This is a genomic window from Paraburkholderia bryophila (assembly GCF_003269035.1).
Taxonomy (GTDB): domain Bacteria; phylum Pseudomonadota; class Gammaproteobacteria; order Burkholderiales; family Burkholderiaceae; genus Paraburkholderia; species Paraburkholderia bryophila.
Genome location: NZ_QLTK01000004.1, coordinates 191,930 through 205,208 on the forward strand (window position 1 = coordinate 191,930; position 13,279 = coordinate 205,208).

The 13,279-nt window shown below is 61.5% G+C and carries 15 protein-coding genes and 1 tRNA gene; 13 read left to right on the forward strand and 3 right to left on the reverse strand.

Annotated features, from left to right (window positions below; all coding sequences use genetic code 11):
* Window positions 1–262 precede the first annotated feature (262 nt).
* Window positions 263–2,200: an ATP-binding cassette domain-containing protein gene (locus BX591_RS09560; protein WP_111930584.1), complete on the reverse strand. Its 1,938-nt coding sequence runs from the start codon at window positions 2,198–2,200 to the stop codon at window positions 263–265.
* 182 nt (window positions 2,201–2,382) lie between these two features.
* On the reverse strand, window positions 2,383–2,784 hold the full coding sequence (locus BX591_RS09565; protein WP_111930909.1) for a DUF4399 domain-containing protein: 402 nt from the start codon (window positions 2,782–2,784) through the stop codon (window positions 2,383–2,385).
* Window positions 2,785–3,125: 341 nt separating this feature from the next.
* Between BX591_RS09565 and BX591_RS09570 the strand changes: the two genes are divergently transcribed.
* The 12 genes from BX591_RS09570 (at window position 3,126) to BX591_RS09620 (ending at window position 12,225) form a co-directional block, all read left to right on the forward strand.
* On the forward strand, window positions 3,126–3,317 hold the full coding sequence (locus BX591_RS09570) for a rubredoxin (protein WP_105507625.1): 192 nt from the start codon (window positions 3,126–3,128) through the stop codon (window positions 3,315–3,317).
* Between the two features lie 212 nt (window positions 3,318–3,529).
* Window positions 3,530–5,008: a DEAD/DEAH box helicase gene (locus BX591_RS09575; protein ID WP_111930586.1), complete on the forward strand. Its 1,479-nt coding sequence runs from the start codon at window positions 3,530–3,532 to the stop codon at window positions 5,006–5,008.
* A gap of 559 nt (window positions 5,009–5,567) precedes the next feature.
* Window positions 5,568–5,642: transfer RNA gene (locus tag BX591_RS09580), tRNA-Arg, on the forward strand.
* A gap of 167 nt (window positions 5,643–5,809) precedes the next feature.
* Window positions 5,810–7,036, forward strand: coding sequence for a tyrosine-type recombinase/integrase (locus BX591_RS09585; protein ID WP_111930588.1), 1,227 nt, complete (start codon window positions 5,810–5,812; stop codon window positions 7,034–7,036).
* A 204-nt stretch (window positions 7,037–7,240) separates the two neighbouring features.
* Entirely contained in the window at window positions 7,241–7,690 is a 450-nt protein-coding gene (locus BX591_RS09590; protein WP_167444517.1) for a helix-turn-helix domain-containing protein, read from the forward strand.
* A gap of 88 nt (window positions 7,691–7,778) precedes the next feature.
* The gene (locus BX591_RS09595; protein WP_111930592.1) at window positions 7,779–8,012 is read left to right on the forward strand and encodes a helix-turn-helix transcriptional regulator; all 234 of its coding nucleotides are present in this window, start codon (window positions 7,779–7,781) and stop codon (window positions 8,010–8,012) included.
* A complete protein-coding gene (locus BX591_RS09600) occupies window positions 8,009–8,272 on the forward strand; it encodes a transcriptional coactivator p15/PC4 family protein (RefSeq protein ID WP_111930594.1) in 264 nt (87 codons plus the stop codon). The genes BX591_RS09595 and BX591_RS09600 overlap by 4 nt, the downstream gene beginning before the upstream one ends.
* A gap of 293 nt (window positions 8,273–8,565) precedes the next feature.
* Window positions 8,566–8,853 carry a hypothetical protein gene (locus BX591_RS36060; RefSeq protein ID WP_146749747.1) on the forward strand — a complete coding sequence of 96 codons (288 nt, stop codon included), beginning with the start codon at window positions 8,566–8,568 and terminating at the stop codon, window positions 8,851–8,853.
* Window positions 8,846–9,205: a hypothetical protein gene (locus tag BX591_RS09605; protein WP_111930596.1), complete on the forward strand. Its 360-nt coding sequence runs from the start codon at window positions 8,846–8,848 to the stop codon at window positions 9,203–9,205. Before BX591_RS36060 ends, BX591_RS09605 begins: the two co-directional genes overlap by 8 nt.
* Window positions 9,195–9,527, forward strand: coding sequence for a hypothetical protein (locus tag BX591_RS09610; protein WP_146749748.1), 333 nt, complete (start codon window positions 9,195–9,197; stop codon window positions 9,525–9,527). Before BX591_RS09605 ends, BX591_RS09610 begins: the two co-directional genes overlap by 11 nt.
* Window positions 9,524–11,743, forward strand: coding sequence for an AAA family ATPase (locus BX591_RS09615; protein ID WP_111930600.1), 2,220 nt, complete (start codon window positions 9,524–9,526; stop codon window positions 11,741–11,743). The genes BX591_RS09610 and BX591_RS09615 overlap by 4 nt, the downstream gene beginning before the upstream one ends.
* Window positions 11,740–12,225 (forward strand): TubC N-terminal docking domain-related protein, encoded by a 486-nt coding sequence (locus BX591_RS09620; RefSeq protein WP_111930602.1) that lies wholly within the window; start codon window positions 11,740–11,742, stop codon window positions 12,223–12,225. Before BX591_RS09615 ends, BX591_RS09620 begins: the two co-directional genes overlap by 4 nt.
* Window positions 12,226–12,263: 38 nt before the next feature.
* On the opposite strand, the gene BX591_RS09625 is transcribed toward BX591_RS09620, so the two are convergent.
* Entirely contained in the window at window positions 12,264–12,560 is a 297-nt protein-coding gene (locus tag BX591_RS09625; RefSeq protein WP_111930604.1) for a hypothetical protein, read from the reverse strand.
* A gap of 85 nt (window positions 12,561–12,645) precedes the next feature.
* Between BX591_RS09625 and BX591_RS09630 the strand changes: the two genes are divergently transcribed.
* The gene (locus BX591_RS09630; RefSeq protein ID WP_111930606.1) at window positions 12,646–13,215 is read left to right on the forward strand and encodes a hypothetical protein; all 570 of its coding nucleotides are present in this window, start codon (window positions 12,646–12,648) and stop codon (window positions 13,213–13,215) included.
* The last annotated feature ends 64 nt before the right edge of the window (window positions 13,216–13,279 follow it).

Consider the following 13,279-nt stretch of genomic DNA (forward strand, 5'->3'; position numbering starts at 1 on the left):
GTGGACAATGCGTTGACTTTTCAAAAAAAGCGAAACGAAACAACGGAGTTAGGCAGCGTGCCCGCCGTGCGGGCATGCCTGTTCGCGGGGTATTTTACTGATTTCGAATCAGGCGGCAATTCACTACTTGCCGGATTGGCCATCTGGATAAGGGGCAGCGTGGACAACGACGCCGCTTCAATCTCGACGAACGGCAGGTGCCGGGCGCGCCGCGACGCGCAGCGCACCGTCGCGCTGCACTCGCGGCCGCCGCTTGTGCACTTCACTTGCGGCGGTTTTCCAGTTCGTCCCAGCGTTCCAGCGCGAGCAGCAGTTCTTCGTCGATCGCGGCGTAGCGTTCAGTCAGGCGCGTGCCCTCCTGCGGGTCTTTAGCGAACACGGAACCGTCTTCCAGTTGCGCGCCGATGGTCTTCTGCTCGGCTTCCAGCTCGGCGATCTTCGGCGGCAGCGCCTCCAGCTCGCGCTGCTCCTTGAAGGACAGCTTGGCGGCGCGCTGCTGTGTATTGCGGGCCGCCGTGTCCTTGGCCGGCGCGGTGTCTTTGCCGGCGTCTTTATTGGCTTCCTTTTGCGCCTCCAGCGCCATTTGCTGCGAGCGGTCGCGCTGAATCTGCCAATCGGTGAAGCCGCCGACGTATTCGCGCCACTTGCCGCCGCCTTCGGACGCGATCACCGAGGTCGCGACGTTATCCAGGAACGCGCGATCGTGGCTGACCAGCAGCACCGTGCCGTCGTATTCGGTGAGCAGTTCTTCGAGCAGTTCCAGCGTGGGAATGTCGAGGTCGTTGGTCGGTTCGTCGAGCACCAGCACGTTGGCCGGCCGCGCGAACAGACGCGCCAGCAGCAGACGGTTGCGCTCGCCGCCCGACAGCGACTTGACCGGCGAACGCGCGCGCTCCGGCGCGAACAGGAAGTCGCCGAGATAGCTCATGACGTGCTTCTTCTGGCCGTTGACTTCGACCCATTCGCTGCCGGGGCTGATCGTATCGGCGAGGCTCTTTTCCAGATCCAGTTGCGCGCGCATCTGGTCGAAATACGCGACCTGCAGATTAGTGCCGACGCGCACCGTGCCTTCGTCAGGCGCGAGTTCGGCGAGGATCATCTTGAGCAGCGTGGTCTTGCCCGCGCCGTTCGGACCGACAAAACCGATCTTGTCGCCGCGCATGACCGTGACGGTGAAGTTGTCGACCACCGTGCGCGAACCGTAGCGCTTGGTCACGTCGGTCAATTCGGCGACGATCTTGCCGGACTTCTCGCCCTGGCCGACGTCGAGCCGGACGTTGCCCTGCACGTTGCGGCGTTCCGCGCGCTGATTGCGCATTTCCACGAGCCGCGCGATCCGGCCGACGCTGCGCGTGCGGCGCGCCTCGACGCCCTTGCGGATCCAGACTTCTTCCTGCGCGAGCAGCTTGTCGAACTTGGCCGCTTCGACCTGTTCGATTTCGAGTTGCTGCGCCTTGCGCGTCTGATAAGCGGAGAAATTGCCCGGATACGACAGCAGACGCCCACGATCCAGGTCGACGATACGCGTGGCGACACGGTCGAGAAACGCGCGGTCGTGGGTGATGAAGAACAGGCCCGCGCGCAGCGACACCAGCAGGTCTTCGAGCCAGCGGATGCCTTCGAAATCCAGGTGGTTGGTCGGCTCGTCGAGCAGCAGCACGTCCGGCTGCACGACCAGCGCGCGCGCCAGCGCCACGCGCTTTTGCATACCGCCCGACAGCGAACCGACGCGCGCCTCGCCGTTCAGGCCGATCTGCTGCAGCGTGGTGGCCACGCGCGTGCTCCAGTTCCATGCATCGACCGAGTCCAGCGACGATTGCAGCGTGTTCATGCGGTCCATCAGCGCGTCGTGCTCCGCGCCTTCCGGCTCGTCGGCGAGCTGATTGGCGACCACGTCGTATTCGTCGAGCAGCGAACGGGCGTGCGCGAGGCCCGCGGCGACCGCCTCGAACACCGTGTCGTCCGTATCGAACTCGGGCTCTTGAGGCACGTAGACCGTGGTCAGGTTCTGTTGACGCGTGACGAGGCCGTCGTCAGGTTTGGTCAGATCCGCGACGATCTTGAGCAGCGACGACTTGCCCGCACCGTTACGGCCGATCAGCCCAACGCGCTCGCCCGCTTCGAGAGAGAAATCCGCGTGATCGAGCAACGCGACGTGACCGAACGCGAGTTGCGCCCCGGTAATGGTGTAAAGCGACATGGAGAATTGGAGAAGACAGCGATGAGTCGGAACTGCCCATTGTACCGGGCGCGCGGGGCGGTGCCTGTATGGCGGAAGAGATAGGCTGTTTGGCGGGCTGGTGGAACGTGGATCGGCCGTGTGCGCGGTGCGAGCGGCCGGTCGGCAGATACACCGGACCGGCCGGCTCGTGCGGCGCGCGATTACTTCACGTGCACCGTGATGGTCTTGCTCAATTCCGGACCGTACGAACGATGCATGCCGTCGCCGAATTGCAGCGTCAGCGTGTGGTCGCCCGGCGGCAGCGTGAGATCGGTTTCGGTCTGGCCCTTGCCGAAGTGCAGCGACTTGTCGGTCGCGGGAATCACCTCGCCCTTGGGCAGCGGCTGACCGTCGATCAGCAGATGATGATGACCCGTGCCTTCGGTCATCGTGCCGGCCGGCGCGATCTTCATGCCGTCGACGGCGAACACCACGTGCACGGGATTGCTGACGCTCGCGCCGTCCGCCGGTTGCACGAACGACACGCTCGCCGCCTGCGCCACGCCCGACACGGCGAGCAATCCAGCCATTGCCGCACCTGCCAACCATTTGTTTTTGAACATCGTTTTTCCCCTGTTGGAAACGAAATGATGCGCGGGCCGGGCCGTCGAAACCGGCCTGGCCGTGTGTGGCCGATCGTCGCAAGCCGTGCCGGACACCCGGCGCGGCCGTTTCAACGACAGGCTGCGGATCAGAGCATACACGCTGTGCGCGACGGGATTCGCGAGTCGTTCGCGAGTCATCCGGCGGTCGGGCGCGTCTCGTCGCTGGCGCTTTGCGGCGCCGCAGCGTCGGTAGTTTTCGGTCGAATTGACAAATTCCGGTAATATTGCGGGTCGCCGCCGTGCCTAAAAAAGGGGCAGACGGGCGGATCATTTGCATTGAATAGAGAGAAGAGTACGTCGTGAGCGAAGTAATCGAAGTGACTGAATATAAAAGCTGGGTCTGCCTGATTTGCGGCTGGATCTACAACGAGGAAGAAGGCATTCCCGAGGAAGGCATCGCGCCGGGCACGCGCTTCGCCGCGATTCCCGAAGACTGGCGCTGCCCGCTGTGCGATGTGGGTAAGGCGGAATTCGCGGTCGTGGAGTTTTGAGGTTGGCTTTTGATTGAGCCTTGCCTGCGCGCGGTGATAGTGGCGTACGGCGCGGTAGTTCCGACGGTCCAGCAGGGTTGCCCGCTGGGCCGTTTTGCGTTCTGGAGTGCGCTTTTTCGCGGCTTGTCGGCCGTGCGAGCCATGCAGAGGGTTCCGCGCCGTGCAGTGAGGCGGCAACCGCTAGAATTGCGACTTTAGCCCGGAATACGTCAATGTCTTTTGCCTCGATCGGCCTGATCGGTCCCTTGCTGCGTAACCTGCAGGACCTCAACTACGAGACCCCCACGCCGGTGCAGGCCAAGGCGATTCCCGCCGTGCTCAGCGGCAAAGACGTCATGGCGGCGGCGCAGACCGGCACGGGCAAAACGGCGGGGTTCGCGCTGCCGCTCTTGCAACGGCTGGTGCAACACGGCCCGGCGGTGTCCAGCAACCGCGCGCGGGCTCTGGTGCTGGTCCCCACGCGTGAACTGGCCGAACAGGTGCTGCAGAGCTTTGTCGATTACGGCAAAGGCCTCGACTTGCGCTGTCTGGCCGCCTACGGTGGCGTGAGTATCAACCCGCAGATGATGACGTTGCGCAAAGGCGTGGATGTCCTCGTTGCCACGCCGGGCCGTCTGCTGGATCTCCATCGCCAGAACGCCGTGCAGTTCGATCAGGTGCAGACGCTGGTGCTGGACGAAGCCGACCGCATGCTGGATCTGGGCTTTGAGCGCGAACTCAACGCCGTCTTTGCCGCCTTACCGGCCCGGCGCCAGACCCTGCTGTTCTCCGCCACGTTTTCCGACGATATCCGCGCCATGGCGGCAGGTATTCTGCGCAGCCCGGTCGATATCAGCGTCAGCCCGCCCAATGCCACGGCCAGCAGGATCAAGCAATGGGTGGTGCCGGTGGATAAAAAGAACAAGCCCGACCTCTTCATGCACCTCGTGGCCGAGAACGACTGGACGCACGCGCTGGTGTTCGTCAAAACCCGCAACGGCGTGGATTACCTGGCGGCCATGCTGGATGACGCAGGCTATGCGGTCGACACCATCCACGGCGACAAACCGCAACCCGCGCGCCTGCGTGCGCTGGAGCGCTTCAAGACGGGCCAGGTGCAAATGCTGGTCGCCACCGACGTGGCCGCGCGCGGACTGGATATCGACGACCTGCCGCTGGTGATCAACGTCGATCTGCCGATCGTAGCGCAAGATTACGTGCACCGTATTGGCCGCACCGGCCGCGCGGGCGCGAGCGGCGTGGCGGTGTCCCTTGTGTGTGCCGATGAAGCACCGCAACTGGCCGCGATCGAAGCGCTGATCCGGCAAACGCTGCGTCGCGAGGAAGAGCCGGGATTTGAAGCCGAACATCGCGTGCCGCAGACCAGTGCGACGGGCGAGATCATTAAGAAACCCAAAAAACCTAAGAAGCCGAAGGTGCCGCAGGGTGTGGTTGGCGCGCCTCAGGCGGTGAACAAGAAACCGCGCCTGCAAAGCGGGGAAGGCAAACGCAAGCCTGTGGCGCAGCGCGCTGTAGCGGCGGGGAAAGGCAGTAAGGGCACTAAAGACAGTCAAGGTAGTCGAGGCACGAGCTTGTTCAGCGGTAGCCCATTCAGTGCGCAAAAGCCACGCGGCAAAGCTGCCGGCAAGCCGACTGTGGGGGGGTCGCCTAAACCGGCTGGCAAACCCGCTGGTGGCCATGGAAAACGCTGACGCTGATTTGTGGGAACGAGTCATGCCAACGCTACTGGGACGGGCTGGCGATTGCGGACTGCTGGCAGACAGCGGCGAGGCTTCGGCGTGCATCAGGTCGGCGGGTCACGGCGTCTGCTTGGCTCGCTGAGGTTCATAGGATGAAGGGGCGATCGAGCGATGCCAGTCCGCTTTGGCGGTGTCGAATCGAGCGGTCAGTCGGTGTGGCGGACGATGTTTCGTCACGAGCCAGCCCACCTTGATGGTGGCTGCGTCGACGGCGTTCCCCCCCTTCTCGCTCCCGACTTTTTTCGCCCTCGCCCACACCTGCGCCACGCCTTTCGTTTTGAATGTTTTTGCTATACTCTGGCCGCGCCTACGTAGCTGGGCACGTCAGCGACTGCCCGGCGACGGGATTGAAGCCATGTTCGTTCCTGGCCTCGATCGCTGTGGCGGTGCTAGATTCCACATGGTGTCACGGCGCTTCATTTAGGAAGAAGCAAAGAAGCCGAAAACGCCTGTACGACAAGGCTCAAATCAATACCGGCAAGGGGCCAGTCGTCCCATTGCCCATATCCATCTCCCTGTAGTTCAATGGATAGAACAAGTGCCTCCTAAGCGCTAGATACAGGTTCGATTCCTGTCAGGGGGACCAACTAGCGTCCCAGCGTCGCCCAAGTTTGGCCAGAAAAGCCCCGTAAGCCTTGCGCTGCGGGGCTTTTTTCTGCCATCATTGCCCATGGTTGCCCACTACTAACCAAGTTGGTTGGGGGCATCATTGGGGAAATTGACCGATGCCCCAAAAATCGATGCCCCCACGCGATGCCCAAGCAAATAGCTCCACTCACAGAGATGCAGGCCCGCAAGGCCAAGCCGGCTGAGAAGTCATACCGGCTCGCCGACGGCAAGGGTCTGTACCTCGAGGTGATGCCCAACGGATCGCGCTACTGGCGGATGAAATACCGGTTCGACGGCAAGGAAAAACGCGCCGCCTTCGGCGTCTACCCAGAGGTCAGCCTCGCAGACGCTCGAAAGGCGTGCCTTGCCGCGCGCCAGCAACTGGCCGCCGGCATCGATCCGTCGGAACAGAAAAAGAAAGTGAAGCGCGCGCGAGCGCTCGAGGCGGTTTCCACGTTTGAAGCGGTGGCCCGCGAGTGGTTCGACTCGCAGAAAGGCAGTTGGACGGAGGTCTATGCAGGCAAGGTGATCAATTCGCTGGAGGTCGACGCCTTCCCGAAGATCGGAGCCAAGCCGATCGGGGACATCGAAGCGCCGCACATGCTGGAAATCGTCCGGGCGATTGAGGCGCGCGGCGTGCGCGAAACGGCGAAGCGCGTCCTGCAGCGATCGCGCGCGGTGTTTCAGTACGGCATCATGACCGGCAGGTGCTCCCGCAACCCGGCGGCCGATATTGACGCGGAGACGGTGCTCAAGAAGGGCACCGGCGTGCGCCATATGGCCCGGGTCAAGCCCATCGAAATTCCGCAACTGATGCGCGACATCGCGGGCTACCAAGGTGACGTAGTAACCCGCCTAGCGCTTCGCTTCATGGCTCTAACGTTCGTCCGGACCACCGAAATGATCAATGCGGAATGGACCGAGATCGACGAAAGAAACGCCGAGTGGCGGGTACCGCCGGAGCGGATGAAGATGCGAGATCCGCACATCGTCCCCCTGTCTAGCCAGGCGCTCGAAGTCCTGAAAGAGCTGCGCGCTCTGAACGGCGGGGAAAAGTACGTCTTTCACAGCGTGCAGGGCCGCACCCGGGCGCCTATCTCAAATAACACGATGCTGTTTGCGCTCTACCGCATGGGCTACAAGTCCCGAATGACAGGCCACGGCTTCCGTGGACTTGCCGCCACGGTGCTGCGCGAGTTGGGCTACAGCCGCGATGTCGTCGATCGACAGCTCGCGCACGCTGAACGCAATCAGGTAACCGCCGCGTACGTTCACGCCGAGTACCTGCCGGAGCGGCGCCGAATGATGCAGCGCTGGGCCGATTACCTCGATCAAGCCCGGGATCTTCCCGACGAACGAATTAATCCGTAGCGGCTTGTCGCGTCTAGCCCGACGGGGCTAAAACAGGGCTCCCTTATCCTGCTGGCGCGGCATCAAATTTTTAAGGGTATGTGAGGGCGCTCAATGACCGAAACCATATTTGCTGACCCAGCTGAGTCCCTACCGGGCCACTTGTGCCCACTATTCGTCATGGCAGCGTGGGTATACGGGCGAGATCCCAGTCAAGAGACTTTCTTGGCCGGTTTTGCGAGGCTCACGAATGCCCTTATCAATGCCGGCTCAAATGGTGCGTTAGCCGTCTATCATCCGACCACCCTTCTTCCCTACGACGTGCACAACAGCGGCGTGACGGACGAGGACGACCCGATTACCGCAGATTGGGTGGCCTCAATAAGCGACGTTCTTAGATGGTTTAACGAAAACGGGATTGAAGCCGCCCGATGGATGCTAGAGGCGACGAACGCTTCACTGCAAAGCGATGAGCGTGGCAGCGCTAACCGCGAAACGGCGATGCATCAGGCGCTAGAAAGAAATGGTGGCAACAAGACCAAAACTGCCGCCGAATTCGGAATTACTCGCCAACGGCTGTCGCAAATCATCGGCAAGCGTGAACGCAGTGACGACCGCAAGGTCATTGCGCTGACGCCGCAAGACCCTTTCGGGGTGACTCGCAAACGGGGATAGTTAGCGAGTTTCAAATTTTGCTGGGCGCAAGACCTCCTTGCGCCCGTTCAATGCACTCCGTCACAACGACGCACAAGGAGTGCAAGGCATGGCAACCTTAAACCCAGCATCCGCCGGCGCGGCCCTCCCTCTCGACGGACTGTCGCGCTGGGAGCAGATCAAGGTATTCGTCCCCTTCTGTAGAGAGACAGTGCGGCAGCGCGAGCTCGCTGGTCTTTTTCCAAAGCGGCAACAACTGACTAAGCGATGCGCCGTTTGGCAAAATCGCGAGATTCATCGCTGGCTTGCCGATCCGCTGAACTACCGCGCGGAGGGGACATGAACCGCTCAACTCAAGCGCCCTCCGCACCGGCCGCGGCGACGTTCCTCGACATCCGCAAGAGCGACAGCGAACGACTTCGCATCACGGTCAGCGAGTACCGCGGCCGCACGTTTATTGACCTGCGCGTCTGGTATTCGGTCGACTCCGGTGAATTCAAGCCCGGGCGCGCAGGCGTATCGCTGCGGCCCTATCAGATCGCAGAAGTCACGCAAGGTCTGCTGTTGGCTTCGCGGGCGATTGATCCCCGGGGGGCGAACTGATGCTGCCCTCGAAAAAGACCTTGCAAGCCGTAAACCCCGGCGCGTATACTTTTTACGTGGCTGAAACAACAGCCTCCGGGTTTGGCGACCCGAACCTCGTAAGCGCACAGCCGCGCATAGCGGCTTTTTTGTGCGTATCGCCTTTGCGCGCCTCTTTCAATGGGCGGGCCTGGGTGGGGAGACCTTCGGGTCTGCCGGGTGCTTACGTGACCGGTTCGCCAACCTCGCCTTGTGCCCGCTCACCCCATTTGGCGATGGGCAGCGGGAAAACCGCTCACGTAAGAGGTCGCATCATGCGTCATATCCCCGCTCGTCCTGAGCAAACGTCTCTCCCGAATACCCTCACCGAACGTTTCCCGCTGTTCGCATTTGCTGGCCGCAACGCTGCCGAGCTCTGGCTTATTGGCGCACCGCTGAGCATGGCCGACTTCCGCGATCTGCGCTTTCGCAATCTGGTTGCTGGCGATAACTCGTTCGCCGGCGACGCCGCACGCCGCGAAGCGTTCAACGACGCATTTGCTCGCCAGATCGCGGTGTCGATCGCCCGTCAATCCCGTTCGGAGGTCGCTCGCCATGGCTAACGCGACAAACTTCCTCGAACAGAGCTTCAGTCCGTTCATCGACCGCGTGCACGAAGCCGCCGAGCACGGCAACCTGAATGCGACGCCCCTTCTCGGCGCCCTGAACCGCGCACAAGCTATCGCCCGCGGCGTCGCGCAAATCGCGAAGATGCAGATTACCAACGAGGTACAGGCGGACGCCTTTAGCGATCGTGAGGTAGGCGAGGTCATCGAGCCACCCATGAGTCCTTACGCAGTTTCTGTGCTGATGGCTCTTGCTGCAGCCGCTTGCGATCTGCTGGTCGATGACATCGATCGGGCCGCGCGCCAAGCGAACCAGTACGGCATTTTGGAGAGCAGCAATGGCAAATGAAACTACTGCGCCGACCATGTCGCTCGACGTCAAAGAGATCGTGAGTCAAATCGACATGGCCGCAGGCCTGTTTGCCTCCGCGGCTCAATCATTCGCGGATCTTTGCGCGGTTTTCGAAGCGATCAGAGCAGCGGCGCCCGCCGGCTCCTTGACCGCGCGGCTCGCCCAACTCGGCATCAACAATTGTGAAACGGGTGATTCCGATTTCACCGAGTACAGCACCGATTTCAGCGCCTACACCGAGAGCTGCTCCGCTGCACTGCCCAATCATTCATTTCGGCGTTTGCATAGCGCTGAGGACTCCTTACAGGGAGGCGCATGAGCGCGTATGTTGAAGAAGATCGCATTCGTGCGGCATTGAGCCACGTCCCCGCCGATGCCCGAGACACCTGGGTGCAGATGGGAATGGCTGTCAAGGCTGAACTCGGCGACGGCGGCTTTGACCTTTGGGATGAATGGTCGAAGACCGGCGGGACCTATAGCGAAGCAGACGCGAAAGCTGTCTGGCGGTCGTTCAAGGCCGGCGGCATCACCATTGCCACACTGTTCAAAGAAGCCATTACCCACGGCTACACTGAGAACGAACCGCTCAAGCCAATCGATCCCGTCGAGAGGACGCGGCGGCGGGATGCGCGCGAGCAGGAAGCGAAAGCAGCCGCAGAGCAGCATGAACGCACCCAGGCCGAAGCCGCAGATAAGGCGCGGGATCTGTGGGACAAGGCTGGACAGGTCCGCGCCGACCATGCCTATATCCGCTCGAAGAAGATCAAACCGTACGGGGCGAAGCAACTGCGTGAGCAGATTGTCGTCAGGATTCAGGACGTCGACGGTGCCCACCATTCGGCCCAGTACATTCAGGCGGACGGGAGCAAGACATTCCAGACTGGCGGCCGCATCAGCGGTTGCTTTGCGGCGGTGACGGCTGGCGTGAAGCCGAACGCCAGCACTCCATTACTGATCGCCGAAGGTTTCGCGACGGCTTGCAGCCTCCACGAGGCGACTGGTTTCCCGGTGGCCGCAGCGATGAACGCTGGCAACCTGCTGAACGTCGCAAAGGCATGGCGGGCAAAGTATCCGCAGATCCGCATCGTGATCTGCGCTGACGACGACACGGAAACCGCTGGCAATCCGGGGATGACGAAAGCGTTGGAAGCTGCGCGCGCTGTCGGTGCCTCGCTCGCGGTCCCGGACTTCGGCCCCGATCGGCCTGACCGGTCGAGCGACTTTAACGACCTCCACGCCCTCGGCGGTCTAGACGCGCTGCGTCGCTGCATCGATGCCGCTACTGTACCTGCCGGATTGGCTAAGCCGCTGGCCAAGGTCCGCCCAACCGCTTTACTCACCCGCGCGAGCGACATCGTTCCAGAGCCTATCCGCTGGTTGTGGCCGGACTGGCTACCTGAAGGGAAATTGACGCTGCTGGCGGGCTCGCCGGGCACCGGCAAGACCACGCTGGCGCTCGCCCTGTCCGCAACTGTGTCGCGAGGGGGCAAGTGGCCTGACGGGACCGTGTGCAATCGTGCCGGCGATGTGCTCATTTGGAGCGGCGAAGACAACCCTGCCGATACGATCGCACCGCGGTTGATGGCGGCCGGCGCCGACATGCATCGAATTCACATCGTCACCGGTCGCACTGATGAAAACGGCGAGATCCAGCCTTTCGATCCGTCCTGCGATATTCCGTTGCTCGGCGAGCGTCTAGCCGAAATGGGGGGCGCCGCGATGCTCATCGTCGATCCGATCGTATCTGCAGTGTCTGGCGACGCTCACCGCGTCAATGACGTGCGCCGTAACCTACAGGCTCTGGTCGACATGGCGGCGGGTTATCGATGTGCCGTGCTCGGCATCAGCCACTTCGCCAAGGGTACGAAGGGCAGCTCACCGGCTGAGCGCGTAATCGGCTCCCAGGCTTTTGTCGCGCTCGCCCGCATGGTGTTGGTGGCGGGCAAAGACGAAGCAGCCGAGCGGCGCATTCTCGCTCGTGCCAAGTCCAACATTGCGCCGGACGACGGCGGTGTCAGCTACACGCTCGAAATGGCCGATGCCGGCGGCATCCAGGCGAGCCGGGTCGTGTGGGGCGAGATGATCGACGGCAGCGCTCGCGAGATTCTCGGCGACGTGGAGCAACAAGATGACGAAGCCAAGTCTGAACGAGTAGCGGCCGCCGAGTTCCTGGAAAGCCTGCTTTCCGATGGCCCGCTGTCCTCTAAGCAGATCCGTAAGGATGCAGACGAAGCGGGATATGCGTGGCGGACGATGCATCGTGCCGCAGACACATTGGGGGTAGAGAAGCGAAAAATCGGCATGAAAGAAGGTTGGCAATGGGCGCTTCCGAAGATGCCAAGTTCCGAATGTGCCACCGAAGTTGCCACTCTCTATACGTTGGCACCTTCGGGGAGTCGTGGCACCTTCCGCAACCACGCGGGTTTGCGGGCGGTCGATTTCGGTTCTCGCGCCGAAGATGCCAACACGGACGGAGTGACATCTTCGGGGATTTCTTCGGAATCTGAGGCTGGCGAGACGGAGGATGGCATATGAGCATTGTCCACATTTTGAGCAAGGCGCAATCGCTTGGTGTACGCCTTTGGCTCGCCGGTGACATTGTCAAGATGCGCGGCGCAGCGGACGCGATCGCTGCCATCAAGCCTGACATCGCGGCGCACAAGTCGGAGGTCCTGACCTATTTGCGCGCGGCATCAAATGACCTCACCCCCGTGCCGGCCGACTGCGCGGGCGCGCTGCGTCATCTTGACGGTGGATTGTATTTGCCCTGGGGGCCATACGTCGATCAGGCGCAACTGAGGGCGATGCAGCGCGAGTTATTCGAGGTGGTCGACGAACTGGCGAAGCTGGAAGGCTGGAAAAAAGACAACTACGATCACACGATGATGTGCATCGAACGCCAACCCGCGTCAACGCTCCGGCCGGATCTAGCCTATTTTCAATCCCGGCTGGCGGCTGCGCGCGCCGACCAAGCGGCGCGCGATGCTCTGGCTAAGCGGTCTTGGAAATTCGAGTGATGGATGTCCAACGCCGTCCGGCGTCACAGCGCGTTACTTTATTGCTTCTCAAGGCTGGCAAACCCAGCGACATTTCTCTCCGGGTTTTTCGCTGCGAGATTATGACCGTTATCTGTGATCCGCCAACGGTCAGTAGCGCCCGTAGTGGCAGACGTCATTTCAGCAACACAACCTCTATCCAGTAGAAGTCTCATGTGATGCTCAACCACGCCAGCGTCTATTTTTAACCCCGTTTCTTCAAGCAGATCAACGACTTTGCTTTTTAGCACTGTCGAGTACGGCAGTTCCTCAAGTAGGTCGAGGATTTGATACATCAATTTTTCGTCGCGCTTCATTGGACTCTCTACTGGTTATCGGTGCAGGCAGACTACCGTAAACAGGGAACTTTTATCGAAACCAAAGGTAAGTTCGAATCTAATCATGATTTTTATTCACGAAGCATCAGACAAAGAGATACTGGCTGGCTGGGCCTATTTCAGCGAGTGGCGCGATAGCGGCAACTTTCTACTTCTGCTCGACGCGCTTGACCGTCTCAATCACGCCGAGAGAGCGTGGATTGCGGCGCGGGGGCGCCGCCCCCCGATTCGTCGCGAATGGCAGGTTTTGAGGCGATGCGTAATGCGCGGCATGGCGCGGCTTCGCCGGCCGCTCCTTGATGCCAATACGCCAGCGAAGACCGAGCGCGCGATCTACGGCGGCGGCAAACGCGCCACGCTTGCACGCACCGACCAACTGAACGATCGCGCTGTCACGATAGCGATGCTGGGATCAGGATCGAAAAGGGTCGACTACGACAAGGCTCTCGCCACTCTGGCGGAATGGGGCATATTTCGCCAGAAGGGATACCTGATGAAGCGGGCGTCTGAACTTGGACTCACCCAGCGCAGGCGCCCGCGGCCCAGGCGCAACCTGCCCGCATGGCCGAAACCTTCGGGGCGAATAGAGCAAGTGGAACCCGGGCGCTTACGGCATTCGGGCGGCGCATATTGAAACGCTCTTACGTCAAGTCCTTTCGGTGAGGTAACTCAGGGATTCTGTGAAAGTGTGGTCATCG

Excerpts from the sequence above, each read along its gene's own strand:
- BX591_RS09600 (WP_111930594.1), top strand. The coding sequence starts at position 8,009 with ATGAACCGCTCAACTCAAGCGCCCTCCGCACCGGCCGCGGCGACGTTC.
- BX591_RS09560 (WP_111930584.1), bottom strand. The coding sequence starts at position 2,200 with ATGTCGCTTTACACCATTACCGGGGCGCAACTCGCGTTCGGTCACGTC.
- BX591_RS09575 (WP_111930586.1), top strand. The coding sequence starts at position 3,530 with ATGTCTTTTGCCTCGATCGGCCTGATCGGTCCCTTGCTGCGTAACCTG.
- BX591_RS09585 (WP_111930588.1), top strand. The coding sequence starts at position 5,810 with ATGCCCAAGCAAATAGCTCCACTCACAGAGATGCAGGCCCGCAAGGCC.
- BX591_RS09625 (WP_111930604.1), bottom strand. The coding sequence starts at position 12,560 with ATGAAGCGCGACGAAAAATTGATGTATCAAATCCTCGACCTACTTGAG.
- BX591_RS36060 (WP_146749747.1), top strand. The coding sequence starts at position 8,566 with ATGCGTCATATCCCCGCTCGTCCTGAGCAAACGTCTCTCCCGAATACC.
- BX591_RS09595 (WP_111930592.1), top strand. The coding sequence starts at position 7,779 with ATGGCAACCTTAAACCCAGCATCCGCCGGCGCGGCCCTCCCTCTCGAC.
- BX591_RS09630 (WP_111930606.1), top strand. The coding sequence starts at position 12,646 with ATGATTTTTATTCACGAAGCATCAGACAAAGAGATACTGGCTGGCTGG.
- BX591_RS09610 (WP_146749748.1), top strand. The coding sequence starts at position 9,195 with ATGGCAAATGAAACTACTGCGCCGACCATGTCGCTCGACGTCAAAGAG.
- BX591_RS09615 (WP_111930600.1), top strand. The coding sequence starts at position 9,524 with ATGAGCGCGTATGTTGAAGAAGATCGCATTCGTGCGGCATTGAGCCAC.
- BX591_RS09620 (WP_111930602.1), top strand. The coding sequence starts at position 11,740 with ATGAGCATTGTCCACATTTTGAGCAAGGCGCAATCGCTTGGTGTACGC.
- BX591_RS09565 (WP_111930909.1), bottom strand. The coding sequence starts at position 2,784 with ATGTTCAAAAACAAATGGTTGGCAGGTGCGGCAATGGCTGGATTGCTC.
- BX591_RS09605 (WP_111930596.1), top strand. The coding sequence starts at position 8,846 with ATGGCTAACGCGACAAACTTCCTCGAACAGAGCTTCAGTCCGTTCATC.